We start from the raw sequence: 16,594 nt of genomic DNA, 5'->3' as shown, positions 1-16,594 counted from the left end.
CCACTAGCGCAATAGTTAGACCACAAACATTTATTGCTATAATAATTTTAGGTCTTCTTATTTTGTCTACACGACGCGACAAAATGAAATTGGAGACACTACTTAAAATTGTAGTGGTAATTTTTGATTCCACCCCTTTAAATAAGGGCGCATTTAAGTTAGTGTCGCCTCGATAAATGTTCCCTACAGACTGGATGAATAAATTGGAAAAGTACGAAGAAGTATTGGTCTCGATTCGTCAGATCATCCGCGCTATTGATTTACATTCTAAAAAGCTGAGCAAAGAGTCTGGATTGACCGCTCCACAGTTGATTTTGATGCGTGCTATCAATGAGTTAGATAACGTAACGATTAAACAGTTGTCTAGCCACACTAACATGAGCCAAGCGACCGCAACGACCATTCTAGATAGACTAGAACGAGGCCAGTTTGTTGAGCGTCAACGCAGTGTTCAAGACAAGCGTAAAGTGCATGCTGTACTTACGAGCAAAGGCCAAGAAGCCCTAAAGCAAGCACCAACGCCATTGCAGGAACACTTCATTAATCGATTCCAAAAATTGGAAGAATGGGAGCAGTCTCTGCTGCTATCTTCCGTTCAACGCATCTCAACAATGATGAATGCAGAGGATATCGATGTCGCTCCAATGCTAGAGCTTGGCAGCATTACAAAAGTCGATTAATTTCGCTCTCACGTGCTCGCTTTTTGCGGGCACTACTCTCCTACTCCGTTAACCCTGTTTCAAACGCATATTTCGCTAGCTCCGCCGTCGAATGTAAATCCAACTTGTGCTTAATGTTGTGGCGATGCGTCTCTACCGTTCGGTAGCTAATGTTAAGTAGTGTGGCGATTTTCTTACTGCTGTTTCCTTGAGCGACTAATTTAAGCACCGCTTCTTCCCTGCGGCTAAGTGGATTCGTTTTTTGAGTGGCTGGCACCACCTCTTGGGTAAAAAGCGTTTGTGTGACAGACTCACAGAAATACGTTGAACCTTGATTCACCGTTTTTATTGCTTGCACCATTTTCTCGGCCGAGATTTCCTTGAGCATGTACCCTACTGCGCCAGCTTGCATGACCTTCATGATGTATTCACGGTTATCGTGCATGGTCAGCATAAGTATTTTGCTCTCTGGTCGCTCTTCTTTAATTACCCCAGTCGCTTCAATACCGTTCATTATCGGCATGCTAATGTCCATCAAGATGACATCAGGCTGAAGGTGCTTTGCGACTTCAATCGCTTCCAGCCCATTGCTTGCCGTACCGACCACTTCAATGTCAGGCTCTAACTCCAAGCGAGCCATGAAGCCATCTAAGACCACTTGATGATCATCAACAATCACCACACTAATCGGTTTATCCATAAACTAATTCATCCAAATTAAGCAGCACGGTAATCTCTGTTCCTAAACCAAGCTCACTCATCAGTTCAAACTCACCACCAATGAACTCTACACGCTCTTGCATGTTCCTTAACCCAATCCCTTGTTGGTGCACTGCTTGGTTAACCACAAAGCCAACACCGTCGTCACGTATGAGTAATTGCAGCATATTGCCCATTTTTTGCAAAGTAACCGTCACTTTTTTCGCTCTTGCGTGTTTTTCGATGTTGTTCAAAGACTCTTGAGCAACACGATACAAGGTCGTCGCGACCTCCGACGTCAGTTTGTACTGCTGAGTATCAAAATTACTCTCGATATCGATCCCAGAGTGAGAGTGAAAGTCTTGCAGTAAAGTGGTCAGTGCCGCCTCTAAGCCGATATCATCGAGGGCGCTAGGGCGAAGTTGATGAGAAATATGCCTTACTTCATTTATCGCGGTGACCAATGAGCGTTGCGATTTGTCTAAGTGGGATTTGAGTTTTTCGTCTTCCAGTCTATGACTCATTAAATCCAAATGACATTTACTAGAAACTAACAACTGGTTGATTCCATCATGCAACTCTCTCGCTAGATGCTTTTTCTCATCCTCTTGAAACATAACGGTTTTATGTGCCAACTCTTTAAGGTTTTTATCGGCAAGACGGTGTTCATGCAAATTGATCGCTAAAGTGAGAACGATAATTACAGCAACGGTCACCGCTAAGATCACGACGACCGAGAAAAAAGTCGTTTCGATATTTTTGTTCACCGCAGCACGCATATTGGCAACTTCTTGACTGACGTCCTCAATATAGAGCCCTGTCCCTATCATCCATTCCCACTTATCGAGCCATGCGGCGTAGCTAAGCTTTGGGACGACCTCACCCGTAGATGGCTTTTGCCACAGGTACTGATGAAATCCACCACCTGATTGAGCTTGATACAACAAAGCTTCGATTAGACGATCGCCATTCTCGTCTTCAAGATAGAGTAAGTTCTCCCCGACTAGCTCTGGGAGAACAGGATGTACAAGGTTGGTACCGTATTTATCGTAAGCGAAAAAGTAGCCGTCTGCTCCGTAGCTTAAACGGTTTAAAATCGCTTTCACGCGTGTTTTAGCAACGCTCTCTTCTAAGGTTGGATCGTTGTAGATATAAGAAATGGAGTCAAAGGCGACGTCGACCGTGTCTTTGAGCGCCGCCTCTTTTGATTGGATCAGGTTTTGATGAAAGATCTCTACCTCCCTTTTGCCAAGAGTCTTGGTTTGATAGATAGAAATCCAACTGATACTCGCTGACACCAATACCACGGGTATCAATGTCAGCAGAATTAACTTTGCTTTGAGAGGCATCCCTTTCCTCCATGAAACGCTGCTTTACAGCTCACTATCTTAGCAGCACAAATAACTCGACTTCGTCCGCCTAGACATAAATAGCAGCTTAACAACTTGTCTCAAAAGGTAAAAACTCTCAGTTCACAAAATCTCTTTTATTATCGAGTGATCAACTCATGCCATAAAAGCCTGGGAAAAACAGCAAAGAAGCCAACACGACAATTTGAATCGCGATAAACGGCATCACACCTTTGTAAATATCTCGCGTAGTGACACCTGCTGGTGCGACGCCTTTTAGATAGAACAAACTAAAACCAAATGGCGGTGTTAGGAATGATGTCTGTAAGTTCATTGCGATAAGAATCGCAAACCACGTCATGTTGATACCCATCAACTCAGCGACCGGCGCAATAATTGGCACGATGATAAAGCAGATTTCAACGAAGTCGATAAAGAAGCCTAAAATCAGAATCACCACCATGGTAATGATGAGGAAGCCCCACTTTTCTCCAGGCAATTCTAACATCCACTCTTCGACTAGATAATCACCGCCGGTGTAGGTAAAGGCCATTGAGAAGGCGGTTGCCCCTAGCAAAATAGCAAAGACCATTGCGGTTACTTTAACGGTTTCTTTCGATGCATCATAAATCATCGACCAACTAAACTGCTTATACAGTAACGACAGAACTATCGCACCAGCGCCGCCCAGAGCCGCTGACTCTGTTGGCGTTGCAATCCCAGCAAAGATGGAGCCCAATACCACAATGATCAGTGCTAGTGGCGGTAAAACGGCTTTCAGCGCGGTGAACACTTCTTGCTTTCGACTGATCGACTCATCGCGCTCTATCGCCTGTGCGGCTTGAGGATTCAACTTCGCGTAAATAAGAATGTAGATAACATAGGCGCCGACGAGCGTGATACCGGGCCAGATTGCAGCTTGGAATAAGTCCCCGACCGGAACGCCGAGTACATCCCCTAACAAGATCAACACGATAGAAGGCGGGATAATTTGTCCCAAGGTACCAGACGCACAAATAGTCCCGCACGCCAAGCCTTTGTCGTAATTGTATTTAAGCATCACAGGCAATGAGATCAACCCCATAGCAACAACCGATGCGCCGACTACGCCCGTTGACGCGGCAAGTAATGCGCCAACTAAGACTGTCGAAATAGCAATACCACCACGGACGCCGCCAAACAGACGTCCCATCGACTCAAGCAGTTGCTCTGCAAGCTTCGTCTTCTGAAGTACTAGTCCCATGAAGACAAACAATGGTACGGCCATTAGCACCGTATTTTCCATAATGGATTGAATACGATATGGCATGAAAGCAAACATCTCGATGCCTTCAGCCCAAACACCAAAAATCAGTGCAATACCGCCAAAAGTAAAGGCAACGGGGAATCCCAATAAAAGCGCAAAGAGCGCGACAAAAAACATCACTATACCGATCATAATGACTTCCTTTTACGACTTACCGTTATTACCGGCATAGATAAGATGAGGGTTAACAATCTTGTTGATCGAATGCAGCAGCAGTCCAATGCCACTGACTGCCATAAAGAAAAATGACAGCGGAATCATCGCCTTGATGATCCAACGATATGGCAATCCGCCTGGGTCACCAGACGTCTCGCCTAGCGCGTAACTTTCTTTGGCGAAATCAACACCAAACCAAGCCACCAGTAGGCAAAAAGGGAATAAGAAAAATAGCGTGCCTATGATGTCGATGATGGATTGTGCTTTGTAAGATAAGCGTTCATAAAAAATGTCGACGCGAACATGGCCACCAGACTTAATCGCGTAAGGCACACCAAGCAGAAATACGGCGGAGAATAGATGCCATTCCATTTCTTGGAATGCAATGGATACATCGTTGAATACATATCGCATCACAACGTCGTAAACCACATTCACCAACAATAAAATAAACAGGATGCTGGACAACCATCCGAGAAAATCGCTAAAGCGGTTAAATAATCGCTCAATATAAATAAGACTTCTCATTCCGAACTCCGTGGAACGTTTGGATACACTCCGCTATGGTGCGGAGCATTCATTATGAAGTTTTCTTGGGCTTCGTTCGCAGGCTAAACCTCTCGGCATCGCCTGCGTCATAACGTTATTGTTGAGCTTGACTGTTTAAGTAAGCTCGGTGTGAAATGTCTGACCAAGGTCGAACTTGATTCATGTAGTTCGCTTGCGACTCTTGAATTTCTTTCGCCAAAGCATCTTTTTCTGCGTGCTCTTTCAACAAACGGTCGTTTGCTTCTCGCAATGCAGTCACTACTTCAGGCGGGAAGTCTTTGACTTCAACATTTGGGTATTCAGATTTGATAGATGCCCAGTTTTTGCCACTTTCGTGTTTCGATTGCGTGTACATATCGTAAGCGGCGGTTTTCATTGCTACTTGCAAAATCGCTTTTAGATCATCAGGTAGACGGTTCCAAGTACGCTTATTAACAAGGAACTGAAGCTCAGTTGCTGGCTCATGCCAACCTGTGTAGTAGTATGGCGCGATTTTGTGGAAGCCCATGCGCAAGTCCAATGATGGACCAACCCACTCCAAGGCATCAATTGTGCGACGCTCTAGAGAGGTATATAGCTCACCAGGGGCGATATTCGTTGGTTTTGCACCTAACTCTGCCAAGATCTCACCAGCAAAACCAGGGATACGCATTTTCAAACCCTGCAAATCCTCGACGGACTTGATCTCTTTCTGGAACCACCCGCCCATCTGAGTATCGGTATTACCGCCAGGGAAAGACATCAAATTATGTGGAGAGTACACCTTCTCCATCAGCTCCATACCACCGCCGTAGTAAAACCACGCATACTGCTCAGTTGGTAGCATACCGAAAGGCATAGAAGTGAAGTAAAGTGTGTTTGGAACCTTGCCCTTCCAGTAGTAAGACGCCGAGTGGCCCATGTCGTATTGACCAGACTTAACCATATCAAACACCCCAAAAGGCGCTTTGTGCTTGTTTGCGGAATCAATACGGATTTGCAGACGCCCGTTGGACATCTCCTCTGCCATTTTTGCCATGTTTTTTGTCGCATCACCAAAAATAGGGAAGTTAGGTCCCCAAGTTTCAGCAAGCTTTAAACGATAGACTTTTTCAGCAGCATTTGCAGAAGTCACAACGAATGTCATCGCGGCAACGACAGCGGTTGTTTTGAGCACTCGTTTTAAAGATTTTTGGATTAGACTCATCGTTCACGTCCTTTATCACCAAGGTTATTGTTGTCATCCATTTCATTAGGATTGGCTGTATTCGGTATAAAAGATGTAACAATGTTGTCGAATGCGAAATGGGCATGAACACGGAAGCGAGTAATTCATCAATAAGACACTAGCCTTAGGTATTACGTATAACTACGTAGGACAGCTGTTATGCAACAAGTTTAACCATCATGAAATTAATGAGTTACTTTTCCCTTAACGATGTAAAAAGAAAAATGATACGTACGTACTTCTCTGCCAAAAAATTTACATAGTATTTAAGAAAATGTGACAAAGCACTTATTGGCAGCGTTAAAATCAATACCTAATGGATTACTTTCAATACGAAGATAAAAAAAATACCCCGGCATTGGCCGAGGTATTCAATCTAGAACGGTAGCGGTAATTAAACTGCTTTGTAGATAACTTTGTTACCTGCTAACTGCTCTTTTTGAACTAGGTTTTCTTCAAGAAGCTTCTTCAGTGCGCCAGTAGCCCATGATGCCGCTTTAGTATCTTCTTGACCTGCAGCTAGACCAATGCCTTTAGGGTTAATACCTTCAGCATTTGCTACAACGATGTCTAATACTTGTTGTTGCTTAGGAGTAAGGGCAACATCAACTGTTTTCACTGCAGCTACTTTTTTCTCAGCTACTACTTTCTCCGCAACAGCTTTTTCAGCAACAGAAGGTGCTACTGCTTTTTCGGCAACAGGCTTCACTGCTTTAGGTGCTGCAGCTAAGTTTGCTACTGTCGCTTTAATGCGTTTTTGCAGTTTCATCTGCACTTTACGCTTATGAGCAAGTCTCATTGAATATTTCTCCAGTTCACTGCATCTCAGCAGGGATGAAAATTTGAAGCGCGTTTTATACCAAAATTCACAAGCAATTTGTAGGTTTTAGCGGCGAAACGCGATGAAAAATGCGCTCAAAGCATAGAACGTCTACTATTTAATCAGATATTTTATGAACGGATTTATTGAATACTGGGTATAAAAACAGAGGTTTCTTTTATTTCAAATGCAAGTCAATGCACATTTAGTCATCCACGCATTTTTGATCAAGTATTCGATGAGGTTATAAGCATGGAAACGCTGCACCTAACAAATTCACATTTCAAACCCGACTCCCCTATCAACAGAATACTTTTGTTGCTCGTTGCACTGATAACCCTGTTTTTGGTTGTCATTTCTCCGGGATGGAAGCAAGCCATGTTGTCGGTCATTTTGATGTCTGCAATTGTTGGTTTCGCCATCTTGATGATCAAAAAAAGCCAAGTCACTTTTACGCTGACAGCTTCTCACTTCCAACAACATCTTTTTAAAGGCGGATGGGTCGTCCGATGGAGAAATATTGAGTCAATAGGGATTTGTAGCTACCAGCAGGAAGGGTGGCATCAGCCGCTACCTTGGATTGGTATTCGTCTAAAACACTACTCACCTTATTTGGATTCGATCTGCCCTCGTATAGCGACAGAAATTCTCCTTAGCCAACGCGCACTACTTTATTTAGGTGCGAAGCAGAATCAGTGTGAAGAAAAGTTTGAAGATATGGTGCTTGATCCTAAGCCATACATAAACAGCAACGGGGTTGAGTATAAAGGCTTGCTGGCGATGCTCGCCAACCGTATGAAATATCAAAGAGGATTTTACGGCTACGATCTATTTATATCAGCAAGTGATCTAGATCGTGAGGCTGAGGACTTTGTGGGACTGACTCGGCGATACTTAGCTGCCGCCGAGCCAGAATAATGCTTACTACACGCGCTTTTAGTAAAGCGGCATCTCGTCAGCAACGAACGGGTTAGTTTTACGTTCGTGACCGAAAGTCGATTGAGGGCCGTGACCTGGGACAAACGTGACATCATTGCCTAAAGGCCACAATTTCTCTTTGATAGAGCTAATCAAGGTATTGAAATCACCTTGTGGGAAGTCAGTTCGGCCAATGCTACCGTTAAACAATACGTCGCCCACAAACGCCAATCGCGCTTCTTCACTATAAAGAACAACGTGACCAGGGGTATGACCTGGTGTGTGGAATACCTTTAATACTTGATTACCAAATGTGACAGTGTCACCCTCATTTAACCATTGATGCGGTTCAAAAGCTTCAGTCAATGGGAAACCAAACATTTGGCTTTGCCCTTCTAGACCTTGTAGCCAAAAATTATCCGCTTTATGAGGACCAATGATCTCAGTACCACCAAGCATTGCAGCCAGCGGCTCTGTTCCGCCAACATGATCTAGGTGACCATGGGTTAGCACCAAGTTGACGATCTCGATGCCAAGCTCTTTAATGAGCATAGCAAGTTGCTTTTCGTCACCGCCTGGGTCAATAACGATGCCTTTCATCGTTTCATCACACCACACGATAGAACAGTTTTGAGAAAAAGATGTCACTGGGACAACTTGGTATTTCAGAGCCATAGAAAACCTATTACCAAACAAATTTGCGTTAAAACTGGCGCAACTATGACACTAACCCCATGCGACTTCAAGACCTGCTGAGGCTTGCTATTGACTTACCAAGAACGCACAGCACCTGTGTCGATATGGACAAAGTTACTACTTGGATAATACCCAACACCACCAGCTTTCAAGCTAATTGCTGCATCGCGTACAGTAGACAATTTCACTCCATCAAGACGGAAGTCTATGGCCTTACCTTCCATGTGAAGACTTTTCTTTGCCACTCCGCTAGCCCCTTTACGCAGGGACGCATTGGTCAAAGGCGAACGGTAACCAGAAATTACAATGACTTCTGCATCTGTACCGATCAGCTTTTGAATCTGGCTGATTTGATCGAACAAGCGTCGATCCATAGGATGAACTTCGTTTCGACGGTGATCACGACAAAACTCATTCAGCTTTTCTAGTTCATCATCAAGATAGCGTTTACCATCGAAATAGCATGTTTCGAGGAGCTCTCCAGTATTAAGGTTGTTCATCGCCAACTCACGTGGCTCGTCAGGGAATGAAGCCCATGAAATCGATGGCAAGGCAGATGCCAAAACCACGCCACCAGCGGTCATTTTAAGGAAATCTCGGCGGGAAAAATTACGACTTACCATTTCAAAAAACAATGCTCAACAACTAAACAAGTCGCGGACATTACCCAAACACATTTGTCACGTCAAATGCATAAATCGCTCCACCCTAATTTTAAGACGTGTCGATTAACGCTTAATTATTGAACAAACAGAAGATTCTCAGTTTTGTAAATTTTATTTAAAGATTTCAACTACGGTGATCGTATTTATAGATATCATCTCGGTAGTAAAGTGTTCCCTCTTCTAGCCATGCGGTTTGATAAATAATGTGCACTTGGATGCGTTCTCCTAAAGGAACCGACGTGTTAGAGCGACGCGTACTTTCCCGTTTTTTCGCTAGGCGTTCTTCTAATCCCTGAGTTTTGAATAAGAGCTCCGCCAGTTGGTCGGCATGTTCAACGCGGACACACCCGGAACTGAATGCGCGTCTATCTCGTTCGAACAAGTTTTTACTTGGCGTATCATGCAAATAGATAGCTTGGGGGTTTGGCATATTAAACTTATACAATCCCAATGCATTGTGTAAGCCCGATGCCTGTCGCATACGATAAGGAAATGTTCTCGGATTCACCGTCGCCCAATTGATGGTTGTAGGATCAATAATTTCGTTTGACGTCCAAGACCGGATGATTTGAATGTTGTGGTTAATCAAATACATCGGATTACGTTTTACTTTAGGAATGATATCTTTCACCATTATGGTCCATGGCACATTCCATGTGGGGTTGAGAATGACGGAGTCAAGAGTCCCCGACATGATTGGTGTTTTTCTTGAGGCTCTGCCAACCACAACTTTAGACTCGAACAACGGTTGACCATCGTGCCAATACGTTACTTCATATCCAGGTACATTTACAAAGACAACATTATCTCTGTCTTTAGACCAAATCCTTGAACGTTCTGAGTTCAGCGCCAATAGATGCAATCGTTCTTGAGGAGAAAAGTTGATCCATCGAATGGTATTCGGGCCAATCACCCCATCCTCTTTCAAGCCATGAATACGCTGAAACTCTTTCACCGCTAACTCTAATTCTTCATCATACTGTTGGGTCGTGATATCTAAATACGATACATCCACACCAACCACTTCCATACGCTCAATCAGAAGCGGTTTATTTTCTAATTGGTCACCGACACGGGCAAGGCCCGTTTGTTCATAGATTGGATATTGATACTGAGCGTGCTCGGATAAAGAGGAGTAAGCGGAATAAAAAGCTTCGTCCGTTTGTAAAGGAGAGCGAAGGCTTGCTAAGAATTGACCAAGTTTGCCAACCGTAATTTCGTTACTCAGTACGGACAAAGTATCGATGCTAGGAGCAGGTAAAATCACGTGGGCTTTGTTAGCAAATAACCAGTTGATACCTTCTTCAGGGAGCTGCTCGAGATAGCTGAGATACATCAAGAGTGAATCTGTCATTACCAAATCAAAGTCGAGGTTATCTCCCTGCCATCGAACTTGGTTTATACGATGGAGTTGATTCTCGAATTCGTCCGTGACGCCAGCAAGAGCAACCAGGTTTACTTGAAAAAGAAACTGCTCAATATCGCTTTCATTTTCCCAGTTCAAACGGTAATTAGTACTTTGATAAAGCTGGTCAATCACCTCTGGATAATGGATCATTTTTTCGACAGACAGCTTTTGTACCGCTCCCTCTTGCTCTGTTTGTGCAGAAGCTTCGAGAGAAACGACGGTAGAAAAGCTGAAAAACGGCACCATAAGTGCCGTCATGATTAAAACCCTAGCAAACACTGAAACGATCCTTGCGCTACTTGCCATAATGAAAAGTATGGCAAATATCTCACAGCTTGCAGGTTTAAAATTAAGAATCTGATGTTGAAATTAACATCAAGTTTCTTTATCTATTTGGGTTCAAACAATCTTTGACCAATGGTTATCCCATTGAACACCACTAAAAGAAGCGCTTTTATGTGTCGTTGGCCTTTGCTCAACCACTTTGCCAGCACCAGAGCTGACTCGGAACTCATCGCCATAGACCACAACACCAGAGGCGTCTGGTAACGCACTTAGTTCTACCAATTTTCCTGTAGATTTAGACCATATCCCATAACAACTGCCTGGAGGAGAAGTCGCAAGGATCCATTCATCCGTCGCCGCGATACTCGCGACATAGTGATTAAATCTCGCCCACTCTTCGGGTTCCGCATGCAAAGATTGCATCTCACCACCACGAGTGTGCATCGCAAGTAAAGCTGGGTATTCATCCGGCTCTCCACGATATTGCTGACCACACAGTACCGTCTCTGCACCATCATGCGCTAAATGACGGATGCTCAACTTATGATCTGGTAAAGAGACTTGATCCAACAGCTCACCTTCTTGTGAAAGGTAACTCAGGCTTGGTCTCATGCTATCAAGATTGAGCGGTTCACGGCCGTTGGTGTGTACGCCACCGACACCAATCGCTAATGCGCCATCAGGCATCATGATCACTTCATGAGGGCCAAGGCCAAAACCCGTTAACTCATCGATTTTTTGATATTTCTTCTGCACATCATAAACACCGATGATCCCACGGCTTGTGCCCCTTTCCCCTTCTGTAGCAAATAGCAACGTGCCGTCACGGGAGTAAACACCATGACCATAGAAATGGCGATCCGGTTTTGCTAGCTGCAGCTTGATCATCTGCTCAGAGCGATAATCAAACACCATGAAGAAAGTTCCTGGTCGACGACCAAAGACCACTGCGTGACCTTGTGGGTTGGTCGCCACACCATGACCACGCTCAGGAATCGGCAACGAAGATAGCGGCATACCATGCTCATCGGCCACTACCGCTGCGTATTTATCTCGGCCGATGATTGAGCAGCCAATCAACGCTGGTTGACGTGAACGTGTTGAAGCACAACCAAATGGCATCATAGGTGCGGCCGCACCAAAGAGTGCGGCTTTCAGTAAGGTTCGGCGGGTTTGATCAGTCACCATCGGTTGCATTAAATCCTATAACCACGCCAAGCTCGATCGCCACCTCTTCATGGATCAAGTACTTCAATTGCTCTAGCTTATTGTATTGAGCGAGTACCATGCGGTAGCCTTCTTTACTTTGTAAAGCCGTGAACAAACTCTTATCTTCCGGCCATGTTTCCAACGCCATTTCAAACTGGTGAACAACACGGTCTGCGAGACCTGCATGGCCTTGCTCTCTTAGTAGAGTATCTAGACCATTACCGTTGGCAAGATACAGCGCTTCCATTGCTTCAAGGTTTGCTTTTAAGTTTGAAAGCGACGTCTCTGAACGCCAAGATTCAGAAAAGTAAGGACGAGGCTGACCAATTTTAGCTAACGGTCTGCTCAGCTTTTTCATACTGTAGTCAAGCTGATTAGAGAGCAGCGAAATGTATTCGGATTTCCATTCCGTCATCTCTAACGACTTCCAAGGATTTTGTGCCCAAGAATCTGCGATGATCTGCGCTTTGTTCTCTAGGTTTTCAGCAATTGCAACACCTGTCGCACAGGTATTGCTGTTGCTAGATAAGGTCGACGCTTTATCGTAAAGCAGCCATTCTAGTGCACCTAGGCCTTGTACAGTAACACTTTGCGTGGAGATCTTTTCCGCACTCCAAACTTGGTCAGATTTCGTCAGCACAGACATTTTTCGGCCAGTGGTGTTCTTTTTATCTGGCCAAAACTGGACATTCCAACTTTGCTCCAACGCCGTAGCAGGGCCACGCTCTTGACCTTGTAATGCCATCCACGTCAGCATAGTTTGGTGCCATTGCTGTTTTACTTGCGCATCATCTTCCGTCTCTGATGAGCAGTAATCCGCGAAGCTTTGTTCAAGTTCTGTGGTTTGCGCTAAAAACGTCTGCGCAGATTGAAACTCAACTTCGTAGACCGCTTGAGAAATATGACTTGTACTCTCAGGCTTGGCAGAGCTTGAACCGACTGTCGATTGGCAACCAACCAAACTTAACGTTGCGGCAATCGCACTCACTAACAGTGTTTTTTTCATGGTTGCTTCCTTATAGAGAATTCAGAAACGCAATCAATGCATCACGTTCTTTTTTGTTCAGTGCTAGCACGTTTTGTTTGGCCGTTTCCGCTTCACCGCCGTGCCACAATACCGCTTCCATCAGATTACGGGCGCGGCCATCATGTAAGAAGTAACTATGCCCGTTTACTTCTTCGGTATAACCAATGCCCCATAGGGGTGCCGTTCGCCATTCACGGCCGTTTGCTAAGTACTCAGGACGGTTATCGGCTAAACCTTCACCCATGTCATGCAGAAGCATGTCTGTATATGGATGGATAAGCTGCTCAGAAAGCGCTGGTAACTCTGGTCGCTTCGCCGTTTTGACACTGGTCTTATGGCAGCTTTCACAGCCAGAAGCCGCAAAGATTTTCTGACCGAGTTTCACGCTAGGATCGTTCATATTTCGGCGAATAGGTACGGCTAAGTGCTGGCTGTAAAACTCAACGAAGTCGAGAATATTTTCACTCACTTCTGGTTTGCCGCCATTTGGCATGTCGTCACAAATACTTTGTTTCGAGGTACAGTTTTCATTGGGGAATAAATGGCTCGTCAGACCCACATCACCATTGAATGCTGCTGCATTTTGCTGCATTAACGTCGGTTGTCCGGCTTTCCAGCCAAAACGACCAATCGAGAAGTCGTCCTTCTCAATATCCCAAACCTTGTTTACTTTACCTGAGATACCGTCTTTATTTGCATCTTGTGCATCAGCCCATGCAAGTAGCGTTTCGTCAGGAATACTCTCTAACAAACCAAGGCCGATCATTGGCGGTGCAACACGCGCTGAAAATTCCGTATCAGGGTGCATATCGCCGTAACCTAGATCGGTAATATTCAAATGAGGTTTTCTTAGTGTCACCGTCGCGCCGTCTTTAAACTTCACTGGCACATCGGTGTACGTGATTTCGATTTTTCCTTCTGGCGTTTGATCTTGCAGGGCAAAGTCTTGGAGCTGGCCGCCATAAGTCGGCTCAGGTATAACACCGTCTCTGATGTACGCTGTTTTTTGTTCTGACGTCATCGCAGGGATGCTCAAACGCACTAACATGGACACCGCATGCAAATCATTTTGCTCTGGAGGGTGACCACGACCATCTTTGATGTGGCAGTTTTGACAACCATTTGTATTGAAAAGAGGTCCCAAACCATCTCTGGCATCGGTAGACGCTGGCGCTTGTACCCAAGGGTTGCGGAAAAAACTATTGCCCACGCTAAAATCAAGACGTTTACTCATAGGAAGGTTCGCGGCAGGAAGAGAATACGCGTTGGCGCCTTCTTTTTTCACGCTCGTTTGTCCACCAGATTTCACATCATACGCGATAGCAGTAGAAGAAAAGATCACGGCCAAGGCCGAAATTAAGTAAGGCTTCATATCATTGCTCTAAAACACAACAAGAGGGGTGGGATAACAGCGAGTTAAAACGGTAAAGGGCTCAAACGAGCCCTTTCAATTATTTTTTGTACTTTGATTAAAACTCGTGGTCTGCAGTATCAGGGCTTAGGCTATCAATGCCAATGATACCCGCAGCACGTTCAATTGAACCGGTTTGAGCAACCAATGACATGATGGTGTCATTCACTAACGTGTTGCCTTGTGCATTACCCGCTGCAATTAACTGGTCGAAGTGTTGGTTGTTCTTCTCCGCAGACGTAACCAATTTACCAACTTGATTACGCGTAACATCAAACTGCTTCTGGATCTCTTTAGCTGCTTGTTTGTCTTTTTGAGCCACTAGGTCAGCAATACTCGGACCAGAAAGCAATGTGCCGTCTTCACGCTTGTAAAGACCTGTGTAAACGTTATAGATGCCCTGCTCGTTGTAATAATGAGAGTTGTGCGTATTGTCTGAGAAACAATCGTGCTCATCTTCTGTCGAGTTTGCTTCCAACGCCACCTTCATACGCTCACCAGCAAGCTCACCTAAAGACAATGAACCCATACCGAACAACATTTTACGTAGGCCATTATCCGCAGAATCATTAAGAAGCGTTTCACGGTAGTTGCCTTTCACTTCCGCAGACCACTGTTTTTCCATCCATTCAAGGTCTTGAACCAGTAGATCGGCTGCCGCTTTTAGGTACTCACCACGACGGTCACAGTGACCATTCGTACACTCAGAACCGACAACGAAGTCTGTGTAAGCGCGCTGACCTGCGCCTGCGTTTGTGCCGTTTAGGTCTTGACCCCAAAGTAAGAATTCAATCGCGTGGTAACCTGACGCAACGTTTGCCTCAGAACCACCTACTTCGTTGAGATCCGCTAGCAATTCTGGAGTAATTTTTGAAACGTCTAGTTTAGAAGCACCAATCTGTAGACTGGTGTTTGCGATGATGTTTGCAGCAGCGCCTTCGTTACCGAGTTCATATTGGTAATCTGTCGCTACGTAGTCAATTAGGCCTTCATCAAGTGGCCATGCATTTAACTGCCCTTCCCAGTCATCAACAATCGCGTTACCAAAACGGAATACTTCAGATTGTTGGTACGGAACACGAGAATCTAGCCACGCTTGTTTTACTTCTTCAAGCTTATCCGCTGATGGCGATTTTAGAAATTCGTCGATTTTTACGTCGAGCGTTTTCGCCGTTGTCACTGAGTCAGCAAAGACTGCATGTGCAACGTCTGCATAATGTTCAACGACTTGTTGTTTCGTTACTTGGGCAGCAACGGTAGAACCACTGGCAATGAGGAGTGATGCAGCAATAGATTGGACTAAAACTGTTTTTGCATTCATCTGAAGCATCCTTGTTGAGCAATTTATTTGTTTTATTCGTAGTGCTAATTATTCTTATTTGCACTATTAGTCACGAGATAATACAAATTTACAATTTATTTTCAACTCTAGATACAAAAAAAGCCTCATCATTGTGAGGCTTTTAACATGCGAAACTGATAATTTAATAAATAAAATCAGAATTTTAGATTGTGCTTACCATGAGAAACTTTTGCTTTTAGGTAGCTTTCATTACCATCTTTAATATGTGCAGAGGTATTGACAACCTCAACAATCTCGATGCCGTATTCTGCTAATTCACGGATTTTCTTAGGGTTGTTGGTCACAAGGCGAATTTTACTTACGCCTAATGCTTCGAGCATTTGCGCTGCTTCAGTGAAATCACGCAGGTCATCGTCAAAACCCAAATGGTTGTTTGCTTCATAGGTGTTCATACCTTGGCTTTGCAAACGGTACGCATCAATTTTGTTGTATAGACCAATACCACGACCTTCCTGACGTAGGTATAAAATAATACCGCCAGATTCGCCCATGCGTTGAATGGTTTCTTCTAATTGCTCACCGCAATCACAACGGGATGAGTGAAAAACATCACCAGTAAGACATTCTGAATGCATACGCACCAAAGGCGTTTCTTGCGTTTGATCCGCTTGCCTAAAGATAACTGCCACATGCTCTTTATCTGTCTTCAGGCCACGAAAAGACAGGATTTCAGCATCGATATTACTTTTAGCCCCGACTTTAAAATCTACTCTGGCACGTACTTCCGCCATATCTATACTCACTCGATTTATTGCTTGATGCGCTTGATGCGTTTTCGTTATTGCATTCATGGGATTCACTCATTGCTCTTCAAATATGGGGATTGATACCGCATTTTTCAATATAGAGATCACAATTGAGAGCAGT

At 44.5% G+C, this 16,594-nt stretch carries 16 protein-coding genes; 2 read left to right on the top strand and 14 right to left on the bottom strand.

Annotated elements, in window-relative coordinates:
• Window positions 1–203 precede the first annotated feature (203 nt).
• Window positions 204–680 (top strand): MarR family winged helix-turn-helix transcriptional regulator, encoded by a 477-nt coding sequence (locus tag ACWYVB_RS20165; protein WP_031780419.1) that lies wholly within the window; start codon window positions 204–206, stop codon window positions 678–680.
• Window positions 681–720: 40 nt separating this feature from the next.
• On the opposite strand, the gene ACWYVB_RS20160 is transcribed toward ACWYVB_RS20165, so the two are convergent.
• The 6 genes from ACWYVB_RS20160 to ACWYVB_RS20135 form a co-directional block, all read right to left on the bottom strand.
• Window positions 721–1,359: a response regulator gene (locus ACWYVB_RS20160; RefSeq protein ID WP_005394727.1), complete on the bottom strand. Its 639-nt coding sequence runs from the start codon at window positions 1,357–1,359 to the stop codon at window positions 721–723.
• Window positions 1,352–2,707 carry a cache domain-containing protein gene (locus ACWYVB_RS20155; RefSeq protein ID WP_005394729.1) on the bottom strand — a complete coding sequence of 452 codons (1,356 nt, stop codon included), beginning with the start codon at window positions 2,705–2,707 and terminating at the stop codon, window positions 1,352–1,354. The genes ACWYVB_RS20160 and ACWYVB_RS20155 overlap by 8 nt, the downstream gene beginning before the upstream one ends.
• A gap of 151 nt (window positions 2,708–2,858) precedes the next feature.
• Entirely contained in the window at window positions 2,859–4,145 is a 1,287-nt protein-coding gene (locus ACWYVB_RS20150; protein WP_005394731.1) for a TRAP transporter large permease, read from the bottom strand.
• Between the two features lie 12 nt (window positions 4,146–4,157).
• Window positions 4,158–4,697, bottom strand: coding sequence for a TRAP transporter small permease subunit (locus ACWYVB_RS20145; protein WP_047009966.1), 540 nt, complete (start codon window positions 4,695–4,697; stop codon window positions 4,158–4,160).
• A 115-nt stretch (window positions 4,698–4,812) separates the two neighbouring features.
• Complete coding sequence (locus ACWYVB_RS20140) at window positions 4,813–5,904, bottom strand: TRAP transporter substrate-binding protein (protein WP_074191503.1); 1,092 nt, start codon at window positions 5,902–5,904, stop codon at window positions 4,813–4,815.
• A 415-nt stretch (window positions 5,905–6,319) separates the two neighbouring features.
• A complete protein-coding gene (locus ACWYVB_RS20135) occupies window positions 6,320–6,724 on the bottom strand; it encodes a hypothetical protein (RefSeq protein ID WP_005394736.1) in 405 nt (134 codons plus the stop codon).
• A gap of 273 nt (window positions 6,725–6,997) precedes the next feature.
• Here ACWYVB_RS20135 and ACWYVB_RS20130 point away from each other — a divergent pair, with 273 nt between their 5' ends.
• On the top strand, window positions 6,998–7,663 hold the full coding sequence (locus ACWYVB_RS20130) for a DUF2982 domain-containing protein (protein ID WP_048625698.1): 666 nt from the start codon (window positions 6,998–7,000) through the stop codon (window positions 7,661–7,663).
• Window positions 7,664–7,681: 18 nt separating this feature from the next.
• Here ACWYVB_RS20130 and ACWYVB_RS20125 read toward each other — a convergent pair whose 3' ends face one another.
• The 8 genes from ACWYVB_RS20125 to ACWYVB_RS20090 all read right to left on the bottom strand — a co-directional run bounded on the left by ACWYVB_RS20125 (window position 7,682) and on the right by ACWYVB_RS20090 (window position 16,518).
• Complete coding sequence (locus ACWYVB_RS20125) at window positions 7,682–8,338, bottom strand: MBL fold metallo-hydrolase (protein WP_048625699.1); 657 nt, start codon at window positions 8,336–8,338, stop codon at window positions 7,682–7,684.
• A 95-nt stretch (window positions 8,339–8,433) separates the two neighbouring features.
• Entirely contained in the window at window positions 8,434–8,982 is a 549-nt protein-coding gene (locus ACWYVB_RS20120) for a DUF882 domain-containing protein (RefSeq protein WP_074191505.1), read from the bottom strand.
• Window positions 8,983–9,148: 166 nt separating this feature from the next.
• Entirely contained in the window at window positions 9,149–10,711 is a 1,563-nt protein-coding gene (locus tag ACWYVB_RS20115; RefSeq protein WP_456300799.1) for a L,D-transpeptidase family protein, read from the bottom strand.
• Window positions 10,712–10,831: 120 nt separating this feature from the next.
• Complete coding sequence (locus tag ACWYVB_RS20110; RefSeq protein WP_395219246.1) at window positions 10,832–11,914, bottom strand: DUF1513 domain-containing protein; 1,083 nt, start codon at window positions 11,912–11,914, stop codon at window positions 10,832–10,834.
• Window positions 11,895–12,932 (bottom strand): imelysin family protein, encoded by a 1,038-nt coding sequence (locus ACWYVB_RS20105; protein ID WP_457529913.1) that lies wholly within the window; start codon window positions 12,930–12,932, stop codon window positions 11,895–11,897. Before ACWYVB_RS20105 ends, ACWYVB_RS20110 begins: the two co-directional genes overlap by 20 nt.
• 10 nt (window positions 12,933–12,942) lie before the next feature.
• A complete protein-coding gene (locus tag ACWYVB_RS20100; protein ID WP_167426426.1) occupies window positions 12,943–14,325 on the bottom strand; it encodes a di-heme oxidoreductase family protein in 1,383 nt (460 codons plus the stop codon).
• 97 nt (window positions 14,326–14,422) lie between these two features.
• On the bottom strand, window positions 14,423–15,685 hold the full coding sequence (locus ACWYVB_RS20095; RefSeq protein ID WP_047009973.1) for an imelysin family protein: 1,263 nt from the start codon (window positions 15,683–15,685) through the stop codon (window positions 14,423–14,425).
• A gap of 176 nt (window positions 15,686–15,861) precedes the next feature.
• Complete coding sequence (locus tag ACWYVB_RS20090) at window positions 15,862–16,518, bottom strand: GTP cyclohydrolase II (protein WP_005394759.1); 657 nt, start codon at window positions 16,516–16,518, stop codon at window positions 15,862–15,864.
• Window positions 16,519–16,594: the final 76 nt, after the last annotated feature.

Source organism: Vibrio sp. JZG10 (genome assembly GCF_054064075.1).
Note: the sequence above shows the minus strand (reverse complement) of the source record. Positions and strands in the feature narration are given on the sequence as shown.

What these genes read in the sequence shown, in the direction of transcription:
- ACWYVB_RS20145 (WP_047009966.1), bottom strand. Translation starts at nt 4,697, where the DNA reads ATGAGAAGTCTTATTTATATTGAGCGATTATTTAACCGCTTTAGCGAT.
- ACWYVB_RS20155 (WP_005394729.1), bottom strand. Translation starts at nt 2,707, where the DNA reads ATGCCTCTCAAAGCAAAGTTAATTCTGCTGACATTGATACCCGTGGTA.
- ACWYVB_RS20140 (WP_074191503.1), bottom strand. Translation starts at nt 5,904, where the DNA reads ATGAGTCTAATCCAAAAATCTTTAAAACGAGTGCTCAAAACAACCGCT.
- ACWYVB_RS20135 (WP_005394736.1), bottom strand. Translation starts at nt 6,724, where the DNA reads ATGAGACTTGCTCATAAGCGTAAAGTGCAGATGAAACTGCAAAAACGC.
- ACWYVB_RS20110 (WP_395219246.1), bottom strand. Translation starts at nt 11,914, where the DNA reads ATGCAACCGATGGTGACTGATCAAACCCGCCGAACCTTACTGAAAGCC.
- ACWYVB_RS20100 (WP_167426426.1), bottom strand. Translation starts at nt 14,325, where the DNA reads ATGAAGCCTTACTTAATTTCGGCCTTGGCCGTGATCTTTTCTTCTACT.
- ACWYVB_RS20150 (WP_005394731.1), bottom strand. Translation starts at nt 4,145, where the DNA reads ATGATCGGTATAGTGATGTTTTTTGTCGCGCTCTTTGCGCTTTTATTG.
- ACWYVB_RS20095 (WP_047009973.1), bottom strand. Translation starts at nt 15,685, where the DNA reads ATGAATGCAAAAACAGTTTTAGTCCAATCTATTGCTGCATCACTCCTC.
- ACWYVB_RS20130 (WP_048625698.1), top strand. Translation starts at nt 6,998, where the DNA reads ATGGAAACGCTGCACCTAACAAATTCACATTTCAAACCCGACTCCCCT.
- ACWYVB_RS20160 (WP_005394727.1), bottom strand. Translation starts at nt 1,359, where the DNA reads ATGGATAAACCGATTAGTGTGGTGATTGTTGATGATCATCAAGTGGTC.
- ACWYVB_RS20125 (WP_048625699.1), bottom strand. Translation starts at nt 8,338, where the DNA reads ATGGCTCTGAAATACCAAGTTGTCCCAGTGACATCTTTTTCTCAAAAC.
- ACWYVB_RS20090 (WP_005394759.1), bottom strand. Translation starts at nt 16,518, where the DNA reads ATGAATGCAATAACGAAAACGCATCAAGCGCATCAAGCAATAAATCGA.
- ACWYVB_RS20105 (WP_457529913.1), bottom strand. Translation starts at nt 12,932, where the DNA reads ATGAAAAAAACACTGTTAGTGAGTGCGATTGCCGCAACGTTAAGTTTG.
- ACWYVB_RS20120 (WP_074191505.1), bottom strand. Translation starts at nt 8,982, where the DNA reads ATGGTAAGTCGTAATTTTTCCCGCCGAGATTTCCTTAAAATGACCGCT.